The following is a 21,887-nucleotide window of genomic DNA, read 5'->3' as shown; positions in this document are numbered from 1 at the left end:
TAGGGCCTGTTGAGATTCAGGATTCCCCTGCGGGAGAAATTGTGATTCAAGCTCCTTGAAGGGAGCCTCGAATGACACGCCTCTGCCTGACGGATCGCCAATGGTCGCTGATTGAGCCGCTTTGCCTCGGAAAACCGGGTGATCCGGGTCGCAGCGGGACCGACAACCGCATGTTCATCGAGGGTGTATTGTGGATTGCCCGAACAGGGAGCCCCTGGCGTGACCTGCCTCGCGAATTCGGCAAGTGGAACACGGCATTCCGGCGATATCGTGACTGGGTCAAAGCAGACGTTTTTGCGCGTATTTTCGCGGCATTGTCGGGCGATCCGGACATGGAATACGCCATGGTCGATGCCACAATCGTCAAGGTTCACCGTCACGGCCACGGCGCAAAAGGGGGACTCAAAATCAGGCTATAGGCAAGTCCAAGGGGGGCTGGACGACCAAGATTCTCGCGCTTTGTGATGCCTTGGGAAACCTCGTGCGCTTCGAGTTGCTGCCGGGAAATCGCTATGACACCATCGGCGTGGCCCCGCTCATTGAAGGCATCGCGTTCGACGCCTTTCTGGGTGACAAGGCGTTCGACGCCAACTGGATCATCGAGGAACTCAACCAACGCGGAGCGAAAGTCGTGATCTCACAGAGGCCGCAACGGATCAACCCCATCAACATCGATCTGGAAATGTACAAGTGGCGGCATCTCATAGAAAACTTCTTTTGTAAACTCAAAGAGTTCAAACGCATCGCCATGAGAGCTTGCAAAACCGATCAGAGCTTTACAGCCTTGATCCAACTCTGCTCCGCTGTCATCAACTCACGATGAATCTCAACAGACCCTAAAGCGAGGTCGATACCTCCCGGCATTTCGCGATCAGCCGCCGCGTGAACGCCTCGCCCGCCTTCACCTGTTCCAGGCTGATCCATTCGTTCGGCGCATGGGCCTGGGCGATGTTGCCGGGGCCGCAGACGATGGCGGGCAGCCCGGCGCGCTGGTACTGGCCGCCCTCGGTGGCATAGGAAACCGCGTGGGTCGCGTTGTTGCCGGTCAGTTCGCGGACCAGCACCTCGGCCGGGGAATCCGGATCGGGTTCCAGCGACGGGACGGTGACGCCGCGCCGGGTGGCGATGCCGGTTTCGGGGGCGGTGGCCTGCATCTTCGGGACCAGTTCGCGTTCGTAATAGCGCTCGAACCGGGCCAGCGTATCTTCCGGGTCGTCGCCGGGAACTGATCGGATTTCCCATTTGAAGGCACATTCGCGGGCGACGATGTTCAGCGCGGTACCGCCCTGCACGATGCCGACATGGATGGTCGAATAGGGCGGGTCGAAGCGGCTTGCGGGGTCGGCGCCGGCGGCCTTTTCTTCCGCCAGGTCGGACAGAAAGGCGATCAGCCTGCCGGCCTGCATGACCGCGTTGACGCCGCGATGGGTCAGGCTGGAATGGGCCTCATGCCCCGTCACCGTGGTGGTGAAGGCGGTGATGCCCTTGTGCGCATCGACGATTTTCATTTCGGTCGGTTCGCCGATAATGACGGCAGCCGGCCGGGGCAGGTTTTCGACCACGTCGGCAATCAGGCGCGGCGCGCCGAGGCAGCCCACTTCCTCGTCATGGGTGAGGGCGAAATGGATCGGCCGGGCCAGCGGACGGCTGAGCATGTCCGGAACGAGGGCGAGCGCGATGGCGATGAAGCTTTTCATATCGGCGACGCCGCGGCCGTACAGCCGGTCGTCCCTTGCGACGACGGTGAACGGGTCGCTGTCCCAGTTCTGGCCGGTGACCGGCACCACATCGGTGTGGCCGCTGAGCACGATGCCGCCGGGGATATCCGGGCCGACCGTGGCCCAGAGGTTCGCCTTGGCGCCGTCGGCGCTGCGGATATAGCGGGATTCGACTCCGTGCCCGGCCAGGTAGTCGCGGACGTAATCGATCATTGGCAGGTTGGATCTGGCCGAGGTCGTGTCGAATCCGACCAGCGCATGGATCATCTCAATCGAGGTCATGACGGCTCCGCGATACGGGGTTTCAGTTGCGCCAGAACGAGGGCAGGAAGAGGACCAGCACCGTGAACAGCTCAAGTCGGCCCAGCAGCATGCCGAAGGACAGCAGCCACTTGGCGGCGTCCGGCAGGGGGGCGAAGGTTCCGGCGGGGCCGATGACGGGCCCGAGGCCCGGCCCGACATTGGAGATCGCCGTCGCGGCGCCGGAGGTCGCGGTGATGAAGTCCAGCCCGCACAGGCCCAGCCCGATGGCGAGCAGCGCAAAGGCGATGCCGTAGAGGAAGAAGAAACCGAGTACGGAGATGGTGACGTCCTCCGGGATGGCGCGATTGTTGAAATAGGGGATGAACACGCCGTGCGGCTGCAGCAGGCGCCGTAACTGGGCCAGGGCCGTGGCGTGCAGAACCTGGAATCGGAACACCTTCATGCCGCAGGAGGTCGATCCGGCGCAGCCGCCGACGAACATCAGGAAGAACAGAATGGTGGACGGGAAGGTTCCCCACGCGTTGAAATCGGTGCTCGAATAGCCCGTACCGGTAATGATCGAGACGACGTTGAACGCGGCGTCCCGCACGAGATGCAGGGTTGCCGAATCGCTGTTGTCCCGCAGCCAGAATGACACGGCGCCGATGGCCAGCGCGACGATGGTCAGGAACCAGCGAACCTGGCTGTCCGCCAGCAGGTTGCCGGGCCGGCCACGCAGCGCCTGCAGATAAAGCACGAAGGGCAGGCTGCCGATGATCATGAACAGGGTCGCGGTCAGGTCGATCCGGGAGTCGCGGAAGAAACCGATGGAGGCGTCATGGGTGGAAAACCCGCCGGTCGCGATGGTGGTCATGGCATGGGCGACGGCGTCGAAGCCGGTCATGCCGAAACTCCAGTACAGCAGGGCGCAGGTCAGGGTCAGGAGGACATAGATCACGGTGATGCCGGTGACGATCTGCGCCGCCCGCGGCATGACCTTGTCGGAGGTGTCGGAGGATTCCATGCGGAACAGCTGCATGCCGCCGACCTGCAGCAGCGGCAGCACGGCGACCGCCATGGCGATGATGCCGATGCCGCCCAGCCATTGCAGCAGCGCACGCCACAGCAGCATGCCGGGCATGCTGTAATCCAGCCCGACCAGAACGGTGGAGCCGGTCGTCGTCAGCCCGCTCATCGCCTCGAAAAAGGCATCGGTGTAGCTCAGCCCCATATTGCCGAAATACAGCGGCAGGGCGGCGACGGCGGGCATCACCAGCCAGCTGAGCGTGGTCAGGACGAAGGCCTGGCGCAGCGAGAGATTGCGCCGCTCGCTGCGGTTCATGACCACCATCATGATGCCGATGAAAAGGGTCAGCGCGGCGGCGCCGGCGAAAACCTGCCATTCGTCATTGCCGACCGCAATATCGGCCGCGGCCGGGACGAACATCGCGACGGCGATCGTGGATACAAGGATCCCGATGACGAACAGGACGGGTCGGAAATCGATCAACGGTTCTCACCAGTAGTGGCGACCGGCCGGATAATCCGGTTGCCGACCCCGTTTGTCCAGCAGTCAGATTGGCGGAACGGAAACCCTGTCTCAGCCGCCGCGCGAGGCGGGGTTGCCGATAATCGCCAGGAATTCCCGCCGGGTTGTCGCATCGTCGCGCAACTGCCCCAGCATCCGGCTGGTCACCATGGAGACGCCGGTCTTGTGCACGCCCCTCGTCGTCATGCACTCATGCTGCGCCTCGATGACAACGGCGACGCCGCGCGGCGCGAGGACCTCGTCGATGATATTGGCGATCTGCGAGGTCAGTTTCTCCTGGATCTGCAACCGCTTGGCGAAGGCGTCGATGACCCGGGCCAATTTGCTGATGCCGATAACGCGGCGGTCCGGCAGATAGCCGATATGGGCCCTGCCGATGACGGGCACCATATGATGCTCGCAATGGGATTCGAACCGGATATCCTTCAGGACGACCAGTTCGTCATATCCTTCGGTTTCCTCGAAGGTGCGCTCCAGCAGTTCCTTCGGGTCCACGGCGTAACCGGCGAAAAACTCCTCGTAGGATTTCACCACGCGGGCGGGCGTGTCGCGCAGCCCTTCGCGGTCCGGGTCGTCGCCGGCCCATCGCAACAGGACACGGACAGCGGCTTCCGCTTCGGCGCGGCTCGGCGTTCCCTCTTCTCTGGAATCGCCGGTCAGTTTGTCGAGGGTATGGCCTTCAGGTGCGTTCACATCGTTCTCCCATGCAGGGCGGCGCGGGGGCAGCCCTAATTCAGCCGGACTGGCTGGTGCGGACTGTCGAGCGAAAAGGCCGGGATGGCCACGTCAAAGAAACTGCCATCCGCCGCTTCCATCTCATAACTGCCGACCATGATGCCCGAAGGCGTGGTGAGCGGCGTGCCGCTGGTATATTCGAAATTTTCGCCCGGTTTGAGTACCGGCTGTTCGCCGACGACGCCGGGACCGTCCACTTCCATCAGCTTTCCGGCCGCGTCCGTGATGCGCCATGACCGGTTGCGAAGCTGGACCGTTTCTGTGCCGCAATTCTCGATATGGACCTGATATGCCCAGACATAGTGGTTCTCGAGCGGCGATGACTGTTCTTCCAGGTAGAACGGCGTGACCGTTACCCTGATATCCTTTGTGACTGCTTCATACATGCCGAACCTCGCCGCTGGACACCTTTGGGATAATATTATGGCACACCGGACCATAGTCCAGAGTGTCCGCCGCCGCCAGACCGCATGCCCCGGAAGGCTAAACGCCGGAACCGGCCTCAGGTTTCCATCCTGCTCTTGCGCAGAAGATACTTCTGTTCGCCTTCCATGACCAGTTCGCTGCGCTGGTTGTGGATCGTGGAGGCAACCGTGACGACTCCGGTCGTGCGCTGCGGCGTCAGTGCGGCGATGATCAGCATCGGATACAGCGTATCGTTCAGATAGACCGGCTTGAGAAACCGCGAGGACTGTTCCAGGAAGCCGATCAGGGAATCGCCGACGACATGGGGAAAATCGCCCGCGCCGGCGGCGGACTGGATCAGAATCTGGAAACCGTGCGCCAGCAGGTCCGGATGCCCGTGGCGGCGGCAGTACTCGGCATCGTAGTGGATCGGGTGGTTGTCGCCGGATGCGGTCTGGAAGGCGGCGAACAACCCGCTCGTCATGGTTCGGGACGCAATATAGAACCGCCGGCCGAGTTCGAGTTCGTCGAAATACAGCGACCGCAGCTTGACATGCCCCTCGGGCGAAAACGGCTTATCGGACATGATGGCCTACGCCTCCGTGACGCTGCAGGATCCGCCGCCCAGGACGCAGAACTTGGCGCAATGGGGATGGTTCAGCTTGACCGCGCGGGACGCGGCTTCGAGCGTATGCCCCATTTCGAATTCCCGGTCATACGGCAGAAGCGTGCAGGGCAGAACGACGGGCCGGTCGGCGCCCTTGCGCTTCACCACCATGCGCGACGTTGCGCACATGATGTCCGATGGCGCAATGCCCAGGATTCCCCAGCAATGCTCGGTAATTTCCGGGACATCCGCATGTTCGTCCATTTCGGGAAAGAGCACGAGCTCGACGGGGTCCGAAGCGTCGATGGGGAGGCCCAGTTCCCGGAACGCCGCCGCAAATCCGGTGCGCAACCCCTCGGTGCTTTCCTCCCAGCAGGTCCGGCCCGCGATATGGGTCGTGATGCCGTGTTCGGTCAGGAACCGCAGGCCGGGTATCGTCCGGTCCCAGCTACGCTCGCCGCGCAGCGTGTCATGTTTGGACGGCTGGTAATGGTCCAGCGACACGCGCAGGGTCAGGCGGCCGCCGAAACGTTCGTGCAGGTCCAGGATACCGTCGGCGCATTTCATCATGGGCCGCATGGCGTTGGTCAGGACAAGGGTACGGAACCCGGCGGACAGGGCGAGGTCGAGGATCGCAATGATTTCCGGATTCATGAACGGTTCCCCGCCGGTAAAGGCGATCTCTTTTACCGGCAGGCCCCGTTCGGCGATTTCCGCAAGATACTGCCGGACCTCACCGGTTGTTATATAGGCGAGCCGATCATTCTTCGGGCTGGACTCGATGTAGCAGTTCGCACAGGTCAGGTTACACAGGGTACCGGTGTTGAACCACAGCGTTTCCAGCCGGTCGAGTCCGACTGCGGCGCGGATTTGGCCATCCGCCGTGACATCCGGGTCGCTGAATTTTGCCATTGCCGGGAATACCCGGGTCTGGGCGGTCGCGTCGCTCATCGAAGCCTCAAGGCAGGGCAAAGGAATAAATGTTTCATCCGAAAGACATAAAGAGCCCCTGCGAGGCATTCAACTAACTTCGCCGTGAGCGCGCTGCTACCGCCGGAAGCTGAAACGGGTGGCGTAGTCCGGCACGGGGGTTCCTGCCGGCAGCCGGGGATCCGGAATGGCGGCGTCGGCGACCTGCCGGATCGGCACGATACCGGCCCAGACCGGCAGCGCGTAATCCGCTTCGTCATCCACGGGCGGGCCGGTGCGCACCTTGGCGGCGACGTCGTCCAGCGGCAGCGACAGGACCGTGGTCGCCTTCAGTTCCTGATCCGTTATGGGCCGGCATTCGGCGACGCGGCCTGGGGCGATGCGGTCCATGAACCGGTCCAGCGCCGCGCGCTTCGCTTCCGGTTCGTCGATGGCTGTCGCTATGCCGTACATGATGACGGAGCGGTAATTGAGCGAATGGTGGAAGCCGGAACGCGCCAGCACCAGCCCGTCCAGCAGGGTGACCGCCAGGCTGATTTCCAGGCCCTGCCTGCCGGCCCGCATGGTGCGGCTCGCCGCCGAACCATGCAGGTAAACATGGTCTCCTTCACGCCAGAATGCGGTCGGGATCACATAGGGCTGCCCGTCGATGACATAACCGACATGGCAGATCAGCCCTTCGTCCAGGATCGCATGGACGGTGGCGCGGTCGTATTGCCCGCGCTGGTGCATCCGCCTGACCCGGTTCCGCTCGGTAACGGGAAAGTCCGCCATTTTTCGCCTCCTGATTTATGCCGGCCACGGGGTAGCATCTCGATTGGGTTGGTAGAAGGGCCAATTCCCCCGATATGAAAGGGCCAATCCTTGCCTTATATTGGTCCCGTATTGGTCCCGGCGACAGGGTGAAAATGGCCCTTCAGACAGATACAATTCCGGCGTATGGAGCGTCGGCGGGACGACGCGGAAGACCGGTTCGATGTCAGCGAGAATTTCACCAAGGCGGTCCAGTGCGGCGCATCTGGCGGCAATATCCCTGGATCCGGAAAGCACCATGCCGCTGTACCGGCAGCTCTACTTCGCCATCCGGGAAGCCATCCTTTCAGGAAGGCTGGCGTCGGGGGCGCGGCTGCCAGCCACGCGGTCGCTGGCGCAGGACCTTGGCCTGTCCCGCAATACGGTCGTTTCGGCCTATGAACAGCTACTGGCGGAAGGGTATCTCGACGGCCGGATCGGCGCCGGATCCTATGTTTCCGGGGTGCTGCCGGAAGCGCTGCTCAATGCCCGGCGGGCGACGGCCCGCCGGCAAGCGGCGAATCGGGCCGGACAGCCCTCCCTGTCGGCGCGCGGCGCCGCGCTGGCGGCCCTGCACGAAGCGGGCGGGCGGGTGCCGCAGCCCTTTTCGCCCGGCCTGCCGGAGCTCGCGGCGTTCCCCTTCGATGACTGGGCCCGGCTGCTGGCGCGCCGGTGGCGCAATCCGCCGCGGTCGTTTCTCGTCGGCGGCGATCCGTCAGGATATCGGCCCCTGCGGGAGGCGCTGGCGCAGTATCTCGGCGCCGCGCGGGCGGTATCCTGCGACCCGGACCAGATCCTGATTGTTTCCGGCGCGCAGCAGGCGGTCGATCTGGCGGCGCGGGCGCTGCTGGAGCCCGGCGACGAGGTCTGGATGGAGGAGCCCGGATTCGGCGGCGCCAGCGGGGCGCTGGTCGCCGCCGGCGCCGTGCCGGTGCCGGTGCCCGTCGATGGCGAAGGCATTGTCGTGGCGCAGGGTCGGGAGATGTCGCCCGCCGCCCGGATGGCGTTCGTGTCGCCGTCGCACCAGTACCCGCTTGGCGTGACCATGACGCTGCGGCGGCGGCTGGAACTGCTGGACTGGGCGCGTTCGGCGAACGCCTTCATTCTGGAAGACGATTACGACAGCGAATACCGGTATGCGGGCCGCCCGCTCGCCGCCATGCAGGGGCTGGATGAGGACGGCCGCATCCTGTATGTCGGATCGTTCAGCAAGGTCATGTTCCCCGGTCTGCGCATCGGTTACATCGTCGTCCCCAAACCGCTGGTCGGCGCCTTCCGCGCGATCCGTATCCTGCTGGACTCGCATCCCTCCTCCGTGCCGCAGGCGGCGCTGGCGGATTTTATCGCCGACGGGTACCTGACGGCGCATATCCGGCGGATGCGGGCGCTTTATGCGGAACGCCAGGCGGTCATGCTGTCGTCGTTTCCGCCCGGATTGCTGGATCTGGCGCCGCATGACACCGGAATGCATCTTGTGGGTCTCCTGCCGGATGATTGCGACGACGTACTGGTATCGCGGCGGATCGCGGCGGCCGGCGTCATCGCGCCGCCGCTGTCGGCCTATTACCACGGCGCGCCGGACCGCCGGGGCCTGTTGCTGGGCTATGCCGGCGTGACGGAACCGGAAATCAGGTCCGGCGTCGCCCGTATCGCAGAGGTGCTTGCCGGGATATGAATCCCTGGCTTATAAAGCCGATACGGCGATGCGGGTGTAGCTCAACGGTAGAGCAGAAGCTTCCCAAGCTTACGACGAGGGTTCGACTCCCTTCACCCGCTCCAAGGCCGCACCTTACCCCATCAGATCGCTCTACCCCGCCGAATGCGCGGCGACCCATGGTAAACGTTTATTGCATTTACCCGATGTGTGAACCAAAATTAACGATGTCGAAAGCAGTTTCGCCGATAGTTTGCGTCAGGAATATTGAGGTTTCTGTCGAAACCGGCCGCAACGCCCCTTATCCCGCAGGTATGCATGAACCGTTCACAGCTTCGCAACGTGATTGAGTCGGGCCGTTCCGTCGCGCTGGATTGTTACGCGATCGGCGGCACCATTACGGATAACGATCCCGTCGGGCGGCTGTTCGAAAACGACATCCTGAATAAATCGGTCATTCTGAAGCGCTATGAAAGCGCCGGAGCGGACGCGACGGGCAACATGACCGTCTCGACCCTGGTCTATTTTCCCTATGACTTCGAAAACGTCTATGACGGCGGCGAATCCATAAATCTCAACGACAGGTATTTCGTGACGTCGCTCGCACAGAAATTGGCCCAGGGCGAAGGATCGCAGGAACTCATCGAGCGGATCAACAAGGACATGCCCGTTCTCAAACTGTTTGAGAGCATGCACAGCCTCGACCCCTTCCTGTTGCGCAGCAAGTCCGAACAGCTCGATATGGAGGACAGGTTCCACGAACGCTATCTGGCCATAACACAGGACGAGTGGGAGAAAATCCGGGGGCCGATCCGGGAAAAGATTAACAAACTCGTGACCAGGGCGCTCGGGTCGCTGGACAAGTCGGGCGACAGCCGGGTGCGCGAGGCGCATGTCGAGCGGTTCCTGATGAAGATATGGCTGGCGAAGGACGTCGATGGCATCGAATCGTTCATCAAGGCGATGCAGATCGCGCCCGAAATGGCGCCATCCGTCTTTTTTGCCTGGAAGGCCGTCTGTTACTATCAGGTCCGGTTCAACGAACTGATCGGCGACCTGAAAAAGGTATTCCAATGGGTGGGCGGGGATGAGACCTGCTTCCCGATAGACTCCATGCGGCTGCTGCCCGAGGAATTGCGCAAGATCAGGATGCGGCGCGGCGTTCTGCGCAAAAAGATGCGGAACGGTTTTATCGCGGCGAATGCCGTTCTCAAGGAATACGACCAGAGCTACGACACCTTTGTCGACGAAGACAAACCGCAGAAATTCATCGAATTCCTGGGAAATGCGGAAAATTCATATCTGAGCTTGGCCGCGCATGTCTCTGTCGCGACCCATGCGGTGAACCTGTGGAACATGTACGTGAACCAGCATGGCAGCAAGTTGCGCTATGAACAGTTCATCGAGCTGTTTGAAGGCATGAACATGCTGTATGGCGTCGAGGATATTGTCGAACAGAAGGCCTGGGCCACGAGCTGACGGCGCTTATTCACCCGCGACGGTCATGCCTTCGACCCGCACGGTCGGGGCGTCCGAACCGTAGCGGAAGACGAGGTCGTTGGCCGGGGTCAGGTTCAGGAACATGTCCTTCAGGTTTCCGGCAATCGTCATTTCACTGACCGGGTAGGCGATTTCGCCCTTTTCGATCCAGTATCCGGCTGCGCCCCGGCTGTAGTCGCCGGTCAGGCCGTCAATGCCGAAACCCATCAATTCGGTGACATAGAAACCGCTTTCGATATCCGCCATCAGTTCGGCCGGCGTGACGGTCCCGGGGGCCATGTACAGGTTTGTGGTGGAGGGGGACGGCGGGCCGGAAACGCCCCGGGCGGCCCGGCCGGTGCTTTTAAGCCCAAGCTGCCGGGCGGCGCGCAAATCGAGAATCCAGCTGGTCAGAATGCCGCCGTCGATCAGGTTCATGGCCGCGTTCGGCAACCCTTCCGCGTCGAACGGCTTCGAGCGCAGGCCCCGGCGGCGATGCGGGTCGTCGGTGACCGTAACGCCGCTGGCGAAGATCGCCTTGCCCAGCGAATCCTTCAGAAAGCTGGTGCCGCGCGCGATCGCGGCGCCGTTTATGGCGCCGGCGAGATGACCGATCAGCCCGTGACTGACCCGCGGGTCATAGACGATCGGAACCCGGACCGTCGGTCCCTTGCGGGGGTTGAGTCGTTTGACCGCGCGCTCGCCGGCGGCGCGGCCGACATCCGCCGGGTCGTCCAGGTCGCTGCAGTGAACGGTGCTGGTGAATTCGTAGTCGCGCTCCATCGCGGTGCCTTCGCCGGCGATGACCGATACGCCGACGCCGTGCCGCGATATCGCGTAATGGCCCGAAAAGCCGTTGGAGGACGCCAGCATGACCGCATTCGAACTCCACGATGCCTCGGCGCCTTCGGAGTTGGTGACGCCGGGCACGGCCCGGGCGGCCGCCTCGGCCGCCTGGGCCCGGGCGATCAGGTCTTCCGGCGTCGGCTCGGCGGGGTCGAACGTATCCAGGTCCTGCGGCGTGCCCGTGAACAGCTGGTCCGGGTCGGCGATCCCGCAAAAGGGATCCTCCGGCACCGCCTTCGCCATGGCGATGGCGCGCTCGACGAGTTCGTCCAGCATCGCGGTATCCCAGTCATTGGTCGATGCGACGGCCTGCCGCTTGCCGAAGAAGACACGGATGCCCAGGTCGCGCGCCTCGGACCGTTCCAGCTGCTCCGTCTTTCCCAGCCGTTCGGCATGGGACAGGGACGTGCTGTCCACAATCAGGGCGTCGGCCGCGTCCGCGCCCTTCGCCCTGGCGCGGGATAGCAGGCCGTCCAGCATCGAGCGGGCGTCTTCGATATTCATGGGAAGTTACTCCGGTGCGCTTTGCCAAGCCGAGTTATAAGCGGACGAGGCATCCCGTACCACCCCGCAACGGGGTCTGGAGGGATAACTGGCCTGAAAACGGGTAACCCGCCGCCCGAATTCAATTGGACGGCGGGCCGGTATCGATCTCCGCCGGGCTCCGCCTATTGCGCTATGCCCTTGTCGTGCCGGATTGCCCGGTTGACGGCGCTGGTGACGGCCTTCAGGGACGCGGTGACAATGTTGGGGTCTTCGCCGACGCCGAAAATCGCGCCTTCCGGCGTCTCGATTTCAACATAGGCGACGGCGCGGGCGTCCGCACCGGCCCCGATCGAGCGTTCGCGATAGTCGATGACGCGAAAGTCGACGCCGCAATCATTCGTGAACGCCTTCACATAGGCGTCGATGGGCCCGTTGCCCCTGCCCTTGATCGTCTTCTCCTTGCCGTCGGCAATGATCGTCGCCGTCAGGTTCCGGCTTTCCGAGGCATGGGCGCCTGGAATCGTCGTGTGGTCGATAAATTCGAACGGTGTCCTGGCGTCCAGGTATTCCGACTGGAAAGCATTCCAGATATCCTGTGACATGATTTCATCGCCGGATGTATCGGTGATTTGCTGGACAACCTGGCTGAACTCGATCTGCAGCCGCCTCGGCAGCTCGAAACCGTAATCCTGCTCCAGGATATAGGCCACGCCGCCCTTGCCCGACTGGCTGTTGATGCGGATGACCGCTTCATAGGTGCTGCCGACATCCTGCGGGTCGATGGGCAGGTACGGGACTTCCCACATGCCGCTGTTGCTTTCCTTGATGGCCGTCATGCCTTTCTTGATCGCATCCTGGTGCGATCCGGAAAACGCGGTGAAGACCAGTTCGCCGGCCCAGGGATGGCGCGGATGCACCGGCAGCTGATTGCAGTGCTCGGCGACCCGGACGAGGCTGTTCAGGTCCGACATATCCAGCTCCGGATCGACCCCCTGCGAGAACAGGTTCATGCCCAGCGCGATGATATCGACATTACCCGTACGCTCGCCATTGCCGAACAGGGTGCCCTCGACCCGGTCTGCGCCCGCCATGACGCCCAGTTCCGCCGCGGCGATGCCGGTGCCCCGGTCATTGTGCGGGTGCAGGCTGAGCTCGACGCAATCCCGGTTCCTGATGTTGCGGTGGAACCATTCGATCTGGTCGGCATAGATATTGGGCGTGGACATTTCCACCGTTGCCGGCAGGTTCAGGATGATCCGCTTTTCCGGGGTCGGTTCGTAGACATCCATCACCGCTTCGCAGACTTCGACGGCATAATCCATTTCCGTCCCGGTGAAGCTTTCCGGTGAATATTCGTAGACGATTTCCGTATCCGTCTGTGCGGCCAGTTCCTTGATCAGTTCCGCGCCATCCGTGGCGATCTTCGTGATGCCGGCCTTGTCCAGCCCGAACACGACCCGCCGCTGCAGCGTGGAAGTGGAATTGTACAAATGCACGATGGCCCGTTTGGCGCCTGCGATGGAGTCGAATGTCCGGCGGATCAATTCCTCGCGCGCCTGGGTCAGCACCTGGATGGTCACGTCGTCGGGGATCAGGTTTTCCTCGACCAGGACACGCACGAAGTCGAAATCGGTTTGCGATGCGGCCGGAAACCCGACCTCGATTTCCTTGAAACCCATCTTGACCAGGGTGAGGAACATGCGGCGCTTGCGTTCGCTGTCCATCGGCGAGATCAGCGCCTGGTTGCCGTCGCGCAGATCGACGCTGCACCACTTCGGCGCCTTGGTGATGGTCCGGTTCGGCCATTGCCGGTCCGGCAATCTGATAGGCCGGAACGGCTGGTACTTATGGAAGGGCATATTACTGGTCATCTGTCTTCTCCACGTTGCGCGCTGCCATCTGATCGGCGCGCGGCATTCAATCCGGTAATGTCAGTGTTTGCGGCGTCGATACAACCGCCGGGCGCCGCTCAGCTCCGGCGGCCGCGGATAAGTCGTGACAGGGACCACGCGCAACGGACATGCGGGAAGGCGGAATCAGATTTCTGGGTCGTCATGGTTCGGTCTTTCAACAGGGTAAGCGAAAACGCAAATACAACAAGGCCCGGCGCGCATCAGGCGGCCGGGTGTGTAAGTCGCAGTAGCTGCGATCCCTGTATTGACGACGAAACCATGCGGTTAAAATAGGCAATCCGGGCGCCGGGGTCAAGGATTCGCGGATATGGCATCGGTCCATGTTCCGCGTGACGGTATCGGCAACGGCGTATATGAAGGGGCCTTCTTTGAAATTGTCGCGGCGGACCACTGCCGCGTGGAGCCAGTGCGAGTACATCCATGCCCGATTTCCTGTTGAATGGCGCGACGGTCGGTTACGGCGATGAAGGATCGGGAGACGCCCTCGTCCTGCTGCACGCGGCGGGCAGTTCCGGTGCGCAATGGCGCGGCATGCTGCCGCATTTGACGCCGCGATACAGGGTCATCACCCCGGATCTGTACGGCCACGGCAAGACCGATTTCTGGCCCGACCCGGATACACTGACGCATGAAGACCAGGCGGCGCTGCTGCGGGCGGTGCTGGAGGATGCAGGGGTCGAATGCTGCGACATGGTCGGCCATTCCTATGGCGGCGCTACGGCGCTGCGCTATATCCTGCAGAACCCGGGCGTGGTGAAGCGCTTTGTCATCATAGAGCCCATGCTGTTGAACCTGCTGGTGGACGCGGGTGAGGATGAAGTCCTTGCCGACCTCTACCGGATGTCAAAAGGCTTCCTGTCGAGCGTGGAAACCCACGGGCCGGAATATGCCTGGAAGGAGTTTCTCGATTTCCGGAACGGTCCCGGCAGCTGGGACGGTTATTCGGAGCGCACCCGCAATAATTTCCTGCAAAAGACGCAGGGTCATATTGCGAACCTCAAGGCCAATATGAAGAACCAGACACCGGCCACGGAACTGGCGACGATCACGGTGCCGACGCTGGCGATCAAGAGCGAAGAAGCGACCTCGTTCGACGGCCGCATGGTCGAGATCGTCGCCGGGGCGTTGCCGGACTGCGAACTGATCACCGTGCCGGACACGGCGCATATGCTGCCGTTGACCCACCCGGACATCGTTGCCGGACTCGTGCTGAAGCATCTGGCTGGTGAACCGATTACCTAACTTCTGTTCGGCATTGGCCATTGCCGGTCCGACACGAATTGCGGGCAGGCGTTGATGGCCTTCAGGTCTTCGGGCTTGAAGTGGCGTTCGATCCGGCAGTCGTCGTCGAATACCATGGTCGGCCGGGTTTCCGCCGACCAGGTATCCCATTGCGGCAGGTCCGCATGGTTGGGGTTGCCGCTGCGGGCAAAGGCGATCCAGGCGCCCATGGTTTTCCGGGTCAGGGCATCCTGGCGCGGGCCGGCGCCGGTGAAGGGCTCGGCGGCCCGCGTCGTGCCGAATACAAACGGAATGCACATCGTGTGCGGCGATTTCAGCGATCCGCCCAGCGCCGGCACTTTCCAGGTGAACTCGTACAGCCAGACGGGCGCCTTGCCGCGCGCGGCCTTGCGGTTTGCCGCCTCGACCGTGTTGCGGCGGTACATGTGGTCGCTGCACAGCACGTTGTAGAGATCGCGTTGCGTAATGCCGTCGCGGCGTGCGCGGTAGTCGGCGACCAGCGCGGCCGCGGCCCCATCGTCGATTCCCATGAAGCGTTTCACGGCGGCCAGAAGCTGTTCCTCCGTCATCGGCAGGGATTTCGGGTCGGCGGTGACGTCCTGAAACGACCGCTCCGTCTCGCAGCTGCCGATCAGCAGCGGGACCTCGTCGGCGAAGCCCGGCTCCAGCGGATCGAAGGGATCGCTTCGGATCAGGTTGCCGTCGACGACCGGCCGGAAACTGTCATTGCCGCCGCGGGCCGCGACGGCCTTTCTGTATGCCGCCAGCAGCTTTTCCGTCGGCACCTGCTGCAGCGGCGCCGGGGCGCCCGCCGGAATGCCCAGCGCTTCATACAGGCAATGCGCGGCATGTCCCGCCGTCTGCATGGTCGACAGGCGCAGATGCGACGACGAACTCTGCATGATGGCCTTGTGGAACAGGCCCTTCGCGACGGGCATGGTCATCAGCACCGCGACCTTCGACCCGCCGCCGGACTGGCCGAAGATCGTGACATTGCCCGCGTCGCCGCCAAACACAGCCACGTTGTCCCGCACCCAGCGCAGCGCCGCCACCATGTCCAGCATGCCCGCATTGCCGGCGCTGGCGAAGCGGCTGTCGCCCCGGTCGCCCAGATAGATATAGCCGAAGGCGTTCAGCCGGTGGTTCAGGGTCACCACCACGACGTCGCCGGCCCTGGCCAGGTTGGTGCCGTCGATTCCGGCGGCGCTGCCGCCGCCATAGGCGTAGGCGCCGCCATGCAGGTACACCATGACCGGCCGCTTGCCGCCATCGTTCAGGCCGGGGGTGAAGAGGTTGAGGACAAGGCAGTCCTCGCCGGTGGGTTCGGTCGGGCGAATCCACTTGATTTCCCGCGCCCGGTCGCGATTGTCCTGTGGCGCCTGATGGCCATAGGCCAGCGCATCGCGGGTGCCGCTCCATGATAGCGGCGCGGCGGGCGGCATGAAGCGGTTGCCGCCGGCGGTCGCCGCGCCATATGCGACGCCCTTGAAGCTGAAAATGCCGTCCTTTCGCGCGCCGCGCAGGCGGCCCTGCGACGTCTCCACGGTGGCGGTTTCGGCAATGGCGTCGTCGGTCATCGTGTCCATGCGGAAATCCTCAGAATGGCGTGTCGCCCTTGACCATGATCTTGTGCATGCGCCGCTGCCGGCCGAAATAATCGTTGATCGCGAAATGCTGGGTGCAGCGATTGTCCCACAGCGCCATCGCGCCTTCGGTCCAGCGGAAGCGGCAGACGAATTCGGGGCGCGCCGCATGGTCCAGCAGATATTTCAGCAGCGGCCGGCTTTCCGCTTCCGTCCAGCCGTCGATCCGTTCCGTATGGCCGCCGACATAAAGCAGCTTGCGTCCGGTTTCGGGATGGGTGCGGATGACCGGGTGGCTGGAAACGGTCTGCGCCGCGCCGGGGTCGATCTGCGCGATCTGGGCGATGCCGGCGGCCACGCGTTCCTGGCGGGTCATGCCGGAGGGGTTGTTGCGGTTGTCGCCATTGCTGATTGCGCGCAATCCCGACAGCATCGCCTTCATGCCGTCCGAAAGTGTTTCATATGCCCTGTACATGCTGGAAAACATCGTGTCGCCGCCATGGCTCGGCACCTCGCGCGCAAGCAGTATCGTCGCCTTGGCGGGTTGCGGCGTGTACATCTGGTCGGAATGCCAGCGGCCGCCGCTGTTGAGTTTCTGGTCTGGCCGTTTCAGCAATTCCGTGATTTCCGGATAACCTTTCATCGCCTTGTTGAACAGGTGGCGATGGATATCGCCGAACCGTTTGGCGAAGGCCAGATGGTCATCCGGCGTCATGCGGTTCTGGCCGCGGAAAAAGACCACGCTATGTTCCAGCCAGGCCTGGCGGATTTCGGAAAAAGTTTCCGCGTCGATGCCCGCCGCAAGGTCGACACCCTGGATTTCCGCGCCCAGCGCGCCGGCAATCGGCGCCACCTGGATGCGTGAATATCCCTTGTCTACGCTATTCTGGACGGCGGTCCGGGTCATGATATTCCCCTCGCAAAATTTCTCCGCCGGAACGTTAGCACGCTTTTCAGGAGGCGCGCATCCTGTTGCGCCCCGGTTGCGATACATGATTTGCCAGTGGCGATGACCGCGTACTAAGCTGGTTGAAAATCGGATATCGGGGGGAAATGCCTTGGGCTTACGAGTGGCGATGGTCGGCTGTGGCGCGGTAGGCGGTTACGCCGCCGGTCACATGGCGCGAAACGGGGTGGACGTCACCTTTATCGACGCCTGGCCGCAGCATGTGGCGAAGATGAATGCGGACGGCCTCGAATTGCGGGGCGTCACCAGCCAGGAAAGCTTCGACGTTCCGGTGAAGGCCATCAATATCACCGAAGTGCAGAACACGCCGAAGGACGGCCCGTTCGACATCGCCTTCATTTCCACCAAATCCTACGATTCGCAGTTTGCCGCGGCTCTGATCCGCGATTACCTGACGCCGCAGGGTTTCATCGTGTCGCTGCAGAACGCGATCAACGAGGAGCGGATTTCCGCGGTCGTCGGGGCGCACCGGGTGGTGGGCTGCATCGCCAGCAATATCAGCGCGGAGCTGGAAGCGCCGGCGCATATCCAGCGCAATGTCCCGATCCGCGGCGAGAGTTACACGGTGTTCCGCGTCGGCGAACAGCATGGCCGGATCACGGACCGGATCGAACAGGTGGCGGAATTGATGCGTCATACCGACAGCGCGAAGACGACCTCCAACCTGTGGGGCGAACGCTGGTCCAAGCTGATCATCAATTCCAGCCATAACGGGCTGTCCGCCGGCACGGGGCTGAGCGGCAACGGCATGGCGCTGGACGACAAGGCGCGCCTGGTGCAGATCAAACAGGCGGCAGAGACCATCGAGGTCGGTCAGGCGCTCGGGTACAAGCTGGAGCGGCGCAAGGGCACCGATCCCGAAGAATGGGTTGCGGCCGCGAAGGGCGACAAGGCGGCCCTGCAGCGGATCGAGGACCACCTGCTGGAAGAGGTGAAGACCCGCGGCGAGGCGCAGCGTCCCTCCATGGGGCAGGACATGCAGAAGGGCCGCAAGACCGAAATCGCGGAAATCAACGGGTTCGTCGTCGCGAAGGGACAGGAAGTCGGCATTCCGACGCCACTGAACGCGAAGATCGTCGAACTCGTTCAGAAATGCGAACGCGGCGAGCTGACGCCGGATGTCAAACACATCGCCGACTGGTAAGGCGATACGCTTCGAAGCGGGGAAAGAGCATGGGCAAGAAAATCGCAATAGTCGGCGCCGGCGCGGTCGGCTGTCAGGTCGGCGGCCATATGGCGGCGAATGGCGAAGACGTCGTTTTCATCGATGGCTGGCCGGAGCATGTGGACAAGATGAACCGCGAGGGGCTGCACCTCACGGGCGTGACGGAAGCGGAGGAGAAAACCGTACCCGTACGCGCCATTCACATGAGCGACGTACAGTCCCTGTCCAAACAGGACCCCATCGACATCGCCTTCATCTGCGTCAAATCCTATGACACCGAATGGGCGACCTATCTGATCAAGCCGTATCTGGCGCCGCAGGGATTCATCGTTTCGCTGCAGAACTGCATGAACGAGGAGCTCATTGCAAAGATCGCCGGCTGGGGAAAGGTGACCGGCTGCATCGCCGCCAAAATATCCGTCGATCTGCGCGGTCCCGCCCATGTGAACCGCAATGTGCCGCTGCTCGGCAATTCGCACACTGTGTTCCGCGCCGGCGAAATGCATGGCGAGGAAACCGACCGGATAAAGGAGGTCGCCCGACTGTGCGCGTACACGGACAGCGCGATGGTGACGGGCAATCTGTGGGGCGAACGCTGGTCCAAGCTGTGCCTCAACGCCAGCGGCAATGGCGTCGCGGCCAGCACGGGGCTGGGCGCGGCGGCGATCGCCGCCGACCCGCATCTGCGCATGGTCAAGATCAAGCTGGCGGCGGAATCCATCGCGGTCGGCAAGGCTTCCGGATTCAGGCTGGAAAAGATGAAGGGCGTGACGACCGACGTTTATGAAGCGGCGGTGAAGGGCAGCGCCGAAGCGCGCAAGATCCTCGATGACGGGCTGATCGCCGAGGCATCCAAGGGCAATCCCAATGCCACCCCGTCGATGGGACAGGACATGCGCAAGGGCCGCCGGACGGAAATCGACTACATGAACGGTCTTGTCGTCGCCAAGGGCCGCGAAACCGGTATACCGACGCCGGTCAATGAAGGACTGATTGCCGCTGTAAAGAAAGTCGAACGGGGTGAAGCGAAAGCCGACCCGCGCTTGCTGGCGGATCTTTAGGCGACGCGAGATGAGCTGACAGGACGAAACACATGCGCCAGATGCACCTGATCGCCTTCATGCAGGCCCAGAACTGCACCACCCTGCCAGCGGCCTGGCGCCATCCCGACGCCCGGACGGATTCGTTTTCGCCCGAATATTACCAGCATATCGCCCGCGTGCTGGAGGCGGGCAAGTTCGACATGGCCTTTTTCGACGACCGGCTGGCGATGCCGGACATGTATGGCGGCGATCATGGCCACACGGTCGAAAACGGCATTCGCTGCATCAAGATGGATCCCATCGCCTGCCTGATGACAATGGCGGCGGTGACGGAAAAGCTCGGCCTTGGCGCGACCTATTCGACGACCTATTACGAACCCTTCCATGTCGCCCGGGTGTTTCAGACCGTGGATCTGATGACGAAGGGGCGCGCCGCCTGGAACGTCGTGACTTCGGTGAACGATAACGAGGCGCTGAACATGGGCCGCGACGGGGTCATCGAACACGATACCCGCTATGACCGCGCCGACGAATTCATGGAAGTCGTCCTCGGCCATTGGGACAGCTGGGAAGACGACGCCATCGTCATCGACAAGGCCAACAACGTGTACGCAAAGCCGGACAAGGTTCACCGGCTCGACTACAAGGGCAGGTTCCTCAGCTCGCGCGGGCCGTTCACGGTGCCGCGCACGCCGCAGGGCCATCCTGTGATCATCCAGGCCGGGCAGAGTGGCCGCGGCCAGAAATTCGCGGCCAACTGGGGCGAACTGATCTTCGTGCATTACCCGTCCATCGATATCGGTAAAAAAAGTTATGCGTCGCTCAAGGCCGGCGCCGCCGCCGTCGGGCGCGACCCGGACATGATGAAGATTGCCGCGCTGGTGTACCCGGTCATGGGCGCCACGCTGGCGGAAGCCGAGGACAAACGGGCCGCATACGACAAGCTGCCGAACGACATGGACCAGTTGTCGTTGCTGTCCGAGGCGCTGAATTTCGATTTTGCGACCAAGGGGCTGGACGAACCGTTCACCGACGCGGAAATTTCCGGCATCCAGGGAATGCAGGCGATGCGCGACCGGGTGCTGGCGACCGGCGTGACGAATCCGACGCCACGGGATTTCATGCGGATCACGGGGCGCGGGCTGTTGCAGGATCCGCTGGTGGGCGGTCCGAAGGAAGTCGCCGATATGCTGGAGGAATGGTTCAGCGCGCCGGCCTGCGACGGCTTCGTCATCGGCCCGACGCACCAGCCGGGCAGTTTCGAGGATTTCGTGAAATACGTCGTGCCGGAACTGCAGAAACGCGGCATGTACCGCAAGGACTACTCCGGCGCCACATTGCGCGATCATCTGGGCCTGCCGCGACCGGCCATCGGCTCGTGGCGCACGAATATCGCCGCGGCCGAATAACCCTCTATAGAAACTTCGGCAACACCTTCTCGGTGAACAGCGTGAACGAACTGTGGCTCAACGGCGCGATCATCAGGTAGTCGAGCGGGATGGTTTCCCGCAGTTCCTGGACGATATCGACGGCTTTATCCGGCGTGCCGCAGATCGCGACCTGCCGGATATAGCGCTCGACCGGGTCCATGTTGGCGGCTTCCGCCGCCAGCAGGGCTTCGTTTGACTGGGTCTTGCCCGTCGCGTCGCCCGGCTTTCCCCGGATATGGTGGTTGTTGCGCAGATAGGCGCCGAACATGAACTCCGCGCCGCGCCGTCCGATCGCTTCCGCTTCCGCCTGGGTTTCCGCCAGGGCGATGGTGCGGGCGACCGGGATGTCGCGCCTGCCGTATTTATGCCCCGCCGATTCCAGGGTCTGCCGGTAGAAAACCTTCTTGTCCGCGATGTCGGAATAACCGGCATGCGGGCTCATCATGATCGAGAAGCCCTTTTCGGCGGCCCATTCGATGGCTTCGTTCGACGCGGCGGCCAGCCAGACCGGCATCGGGTCCTGCAACGGCTTGGGCAGCACCTCGATATCGTCGAAATTCCAGAATTCGCCGTGATGGGTGAACTTGTCGCTGCCCCATGCCTTCAGCACGATTTCGACATTTTCCCGGAATTTCGGGTAACTGTCCTTCGGGTCGACGCCGAATACCTTGTGCTCGCTGGCGTCGAAACCGCGTCCCGCGCCCCAGTTCACGCGGCCGCCGGACAGGTGGTCCAGCAGGGCGACTTCCTCCGCCAGCCGCAGCGGATGATAGAAACCGGCCAGCGACACCGCCGTGCCGATCCGCAACCGACTGGTATGGGCGGCGATATGGGTGCCCATGACATGGACGGAGGGGCAGACGCTGTAGGTGCTGAAATGGTGCTCCGCCAGCCAGACCGCGTCATATCCCGTTTCGTCCATGATTTTGGTCCGCTGGAATGCCCGGTCGTAAATGGTCGCCAATGGCACCCGCCGGCCCGGCCAGCTGAAAAACTGAAGCACGCCGAATTTCATGTATATATCCCTGTTTGCACTTATTTTTGTTTAACAGGCTGCGGAAAAACGCAATGTTACGGCCCCTATCCGCTTGAGAGCAGGC

Annotated in this window: 19 protein-coding genes and 1 tRNA gene; 8 read left to right on the top strand and 12 right to left on the bottom strand. The window is 62.7% G+C overall.

What is annotated here, in order from left to right; translation table 11 throughout:
- The first annotated feature begins 71 nt into the window (after positions 1 to 71).
- Positions 72 to 823 (top strand): IS5 family transposase gene (locus WD767_12525; GenBank protein ID MEX2616911.1). Its coding sequence is split into 2 segments (ribosomal slippage): positions 72 to 402 and positions 402 to 823, totalling 753 coding nucleotides; the frame shifts between segments, so codons are not numbered across the junction.
- Between the two features lie 13 nt (positions 824 to 836).
- Here the strand turns inward: WD767_12525 and argE are convergent.
- From argE to WD767_12490, 7 genes are all read right to left on the bottom strand, one after another.
- Positions 837 to 2,000, bottom strand: a complete 1,164-nt coding sequence (gene argE, locus WD767_12520; GenBank protein ID MEX2616910.1) for an acetylornithine deacetylase — start codon at positions 1,998 to 2,000, stop codon at positions 837 to 839.
- Between the two features lie 22 nt (positions 2,001 to 2,022).
- Positions 2,023 to 3,471 (bottom strand): TrkH family potassium uptake protein, encoded by a 1,449-nt coding sequence (locus WD767_12515; GenBank protein ID MEX2616909.1) that lies wholly within the window; start codon positions 3,469 to 3,471, stop codon positions 2,023 to 2,025.
- A 90-nt stretch (positions 3,472 to 3,561) separates the two neighbouring features.
- Entirely contained in the window at positions 3,562 to 4,170 is a 609-nt protein-coding gene (gene folE, locus WD767_12510) for a GTP cyclohydrolase I FolE (protein ID MEX2616908.1), read from the bottom strand.
- Between the two features lie 68 nt (positions 4,171 to 4,238).
- Complete coding sequence (apaG, locus tag WD767_12505; GenBank protein MEX2616907.1) at positions 4,239 to 4,631, bottom strand: Co2+/Mg2+ efflux protein ApaG; 393 nt, start codon at positions 4,629 to 4,631, stop codon at positions 4,239 to 4,241.
- 116 nt (positions 4,632 to 4,747) lie between these two features.
- Entirely contained in the window at positions 4,748 to 5,236 is a 489-nt protein-coding gene (locus WD767_12500; protein ID MEX2616906.1) for a MaoC family dehydratase, read from the bottom strand.
- Between the two features lie 6 nt (positions 5,237 to 5,242).
- Entirely contained in the window at positions 5,243 to 6,208 is a 966-nt protein-coding gene (locus tag WD767_12495) for a radical SAM protein (GenBank protein MEX2616905.1), read from the bottom strand.
- A 96-nt stretch (positions 6,209 to 6,304) separates the two neighbouring features.
- Positions 6,305 to 6,961: a pyridoxamine 5'-phosphate oxidase family protein gene (locus tag WD767_12490; protein ID MEX2616904.1), complete on the bottom strand. Its 657-nt coding sequence runs from the start codon at positions 6,959 to 6,961 to the stop codon at positions 6,305 to 6,307.
- A 202-nt stretch (positions 6,962 to 7,163) separates the two neighbouring features.
- Between WD767_12490 and WD767_12485 the strand changes: the two genes are divergently transcribed.
- The 3 genes from WD767_12485 to WD767_12475 all read left to right on the top strand — a co-directional run bounded on the left by WD767_12485 (position 7,164) and on the right by WD767_12475 (position 10,112).
- Entirely contained in the window at positions 7,164 to 8,654 is a 1,491-nt protein-coding gene (locus tag WD767_12485; protein MEX2616903.1) for a PLP-dependent aminotransferase family protein, read from the top strand.
- A 30-nt stretch (positions 8,655 to 8,684) separates the two neighbouring features.
- Positions 8,685 to 8,758: transfer RNA gene (locus WD767_12480), tRNA-Gly, on the top strand.
- Positions 8,759 to 8,951: 193 nt separating this feature from the next.
- Positions 8,952 to 10,112 (top strand): hypothetical protein, encoded by a 1,161-nt coding sequence (locus WD767_12475; GenBank protein MEX2616902.1) that lies wholly within the window; start codon positions 8,952 to 8,954, stop codon positions 10,110 to 10,112.
- Positions 10,113 to 10,118: 6 nt separating this feature from the next.
- On the opposite strand, the gene WD767_12470 is transcribed toward WD767_12475, so the two are convergent.
- Together WD767_12470 and leuA are read right to left on the bottom strand one after the other, a co-directional pair.
- Positions 10,119 to 11,462: a TldD/PmbA family protein gene (locus WD767_12470; GenBank protein ID MEX2616901.1), complete on the bottom strand. Its 1,344-nt coding sequence runs from the start codon at positions 11,460 to 11,462 to the stop codon at positions 10,119 to 10,121.
- A 164-nt stretch (positions 11,463 to 11,626) separates the two neighbouring features.
- Positions 11,627 to 13,315, bottom strand: a complete 1,689-nt coding sequence (gene leuA / locus WD767_12465; GenBank protein MEX2616900.1) for a 2-isopropylmalate synthase — start codon at positions 13,313 to 13,315, stop codon at positions 11,627 to 11,629.
- Positions 13,316 to 13,777: 462 nt separating this feature from the next.
- On the opposite strand from leuA, the gene WD767_12460 reads away from it, so the two are divergent.
- The gene (locus WD767_12460) at positions 13,778 to 14,599 is read left to right on the top strand and encodes an alpha/beta hydrolase (GenBank protein ID MEX2616899.1); all 822 of its coding nucleotides are present in this window, start codon (positions 13,778 to 13,780) and stop codon (positions 14,597 to 14,599) included.
- Here WD767_12460 and WD767_12455 read toward each other — a convergent pair.
- Together WD767_12455 and WD767_12450 are read right to left on the bottom strand one after the other, a co-directional pair.
- Positions 14,596 to 16,185, bottom strand: a complete 1,590-nt coding sequence (locus WD767_12455; protein ID MEX2616898.1) for a carboxylesterase family protein — start codon at positions 16,183 to 16,185, stop codon at positions 14,596 to 14,598. The two genes, WD767_12460 and WD767_12455, sit on opposite strands and share 4 nt — an antisense overlap.
- Before the next feature lie 10 nt (positions 16,186 to 16,195).
- On the bottom strand, positions 16,196 to 17,089 hold the full coding sequence (locus tag WD767_12450; GenBank protein MEX2616897.1) for a TauD/TfdA family dioxygenase: 894 nt from the start codon (positions 17,087 to 17,089) through the stop codon (positions 16,196 to 16,198).
- Between the two features lie 151 nt (positions 17,090 to 17,240).
- On the opposite strand from WD767_12450, the gene WD767_12445 reads away from it, so the two are divergent.
- From WD767_12445 to WD767_12435, 3 genes are read left to right on the top strand one after another with little or no spacing between them, the layout of a single operon-like run.
- On the top strand, positions 17,241 to 18,293 hold the full coding sequence (locus tag WD767_12445; protein ID MEX2616896.1) for a 2-dehydropantoate 2-reductase: 1,053 nt from the start codon (positions 17,241 to 17,243) through the stop codon (positions 18,291 to 18,293).
- Positions 18,294 to 18,322: 29 nt separating this feature from the next.
- Positions 18,323 to 19,375 carry a ketopantoate reductase family protein gene (locus WD767_12440; protein MEX2616895.1) on the top strand — a complete coding sequence of 351 codons (1,053 nt, stop codon included), beginning with the start codon at positions 18,323 to 18,325 and terminating at the stop codon, positions 19,373 to 19,375.
- 32 nt (positions 19,376 to 19,407) lie between these two features.
- Entirely contained in the window at positions 19,408 to 20,766 is a 1,359-nt protein-coding gene (locus WD767_12435) for an LLM class flavin-dependent oxidoreductase (protein ID MEX2616894.1), read from the top strand.
- Between the two features lie 4 nt (positions 20,767 to 20,770).
- Here the strand turns inward: WD767_12435 and WD767_12430 are convergent, their stop codons facing one another.
- Positions 20,771 to 21,802 (bottom strand): LLM class flavin-dependent oxidoreductase, encoded by a 1,032-nt coding sequence (locus WD767_12430; GenBank protein ID MEX2616893.1) that lies wholly within the window; start codon positions 21,800 to 21,802, stop codon positions 20,771 to 20,773.
- Positions 21,803 to 21,887: the final 85 nt, after the last annotated feature.

Source organism: Alphaproteobacteria bacterium (genome assembly GCA_040905865.1).
Lineage (GTDB): Bacteria > Pseudomonadota > Alphaproteobacteria > UBA8366.
The sequence above is the reverse complement of the archived record's forward strand: the minus strand, read 5'-3'. Positions and strand labels throughout refer to the sequence as shown.

Excerpts from the sequence above, each read along its gene's own strand:
- WD767_12455 (MEX2616898.1), bottom strand. The coding sequence starts at position 16,185 with ATGGACACGATGACCGACGACGCCATTGCCGAAACCGCCACCGTGGAG.
- WD767_12450 (MEX2616897.1), bottom strand. The coding sequence starts at position 17,089 with ATGACCCGGACCGCCGTCCAGAATAGCGTAGACAAGGGATATTCACGC.
- WD767_12495 (MEX2616905.1), bottom strand. The coding sequence starts at position 6,208 with ATGAGCGACGCGACCGCCCAGACCCGGGTATTCCCGGCAATGGCAAAA.
- WD767_12460 (MEX2616899.1), top strand. The coding sequence starts at position 13,778 with ATGCCCGATTTCCTGTTGAATGGCGCGACGGTCGGTTACGGCGATGAA.
- WD767_12500 (MEX2616906.1), bottom strand. The coding sequence starts at position 5,236 with ATGTCCGATAAGCCGTTTTCGCCCGAGGGGCATGTCAAGCTGCGGTCG.
- WD767_12485 (MEX2616903.1), top strand. The coding sequence starts at position 7,164 with ATGTCAGCGAGAATTTCACCAAGGCGGTCCAGTGCGGCGCATCTGGCG.
- WD767_12470 (MEX2616901.1), bottom strand. The coding sequence starts at position 11,462 with ATGAATATCGAAGACGCCCGCTCGATGCTGGACGGCCTGCTATCCCGC.
- argE (MEX2616910.1), bottom strand. The coding sequence starts at position 2,000 with ATGACCTCGATTGAGATGATCCATGCGCTGGTCGGATTCGACACGACC.
- WD767_12475 (MEX2616902.1), top strand. The coding sequence starts at position 8,952 with ATGAACCGTTCACAGCTTCGCAACGTGATTGAGTCGGGCCGTTCCGTC.
- WD767_12440 (MEX2616895.1), top strand. The coding sequence starts at position 18,323 with ATGGGCAAGAAAATCGCAATAGTCGGCGCCGGCGCGGTCGGCTGTCAG.
- WD767_12430 (MEX2616893.1), bottom strand. The coding sequence starts at position 21,802 with ATGAAATTCGGCGTGCTTCAGTTTTTCAGCTGGCCGGGCCGGCGGGTG.
- apaG (MEX2616907.1), bottom strand. The coding sequence starts at position 4,631 with ATGTATGAAGCAGTCACAAAGGATATCAGGGTAACGGTCACGCCGTTC.
- WD767_12490 (MEX2616904.1), bottom strand. The coding sequence starts at position 6,961 with ATGGCGGACTTTCCCGTTACCGAGCGGAACCGGGTCAGGCGGATGCAC.
- WD767_12435 (MEX2616894.1), top strand. The coding sequence starts at position 19,408 with ATGCGCCAGATGCACCTGATCGCCTTCATGCAGGCCCAGAACTGCACC.
- leuA (MEX2616900.1), bottom strand. The coding sequence starts at position 13,315 with ATGACCAGTAATATGCCCTTCCATAAGTACCAGCCGTTCCGGCCTATC.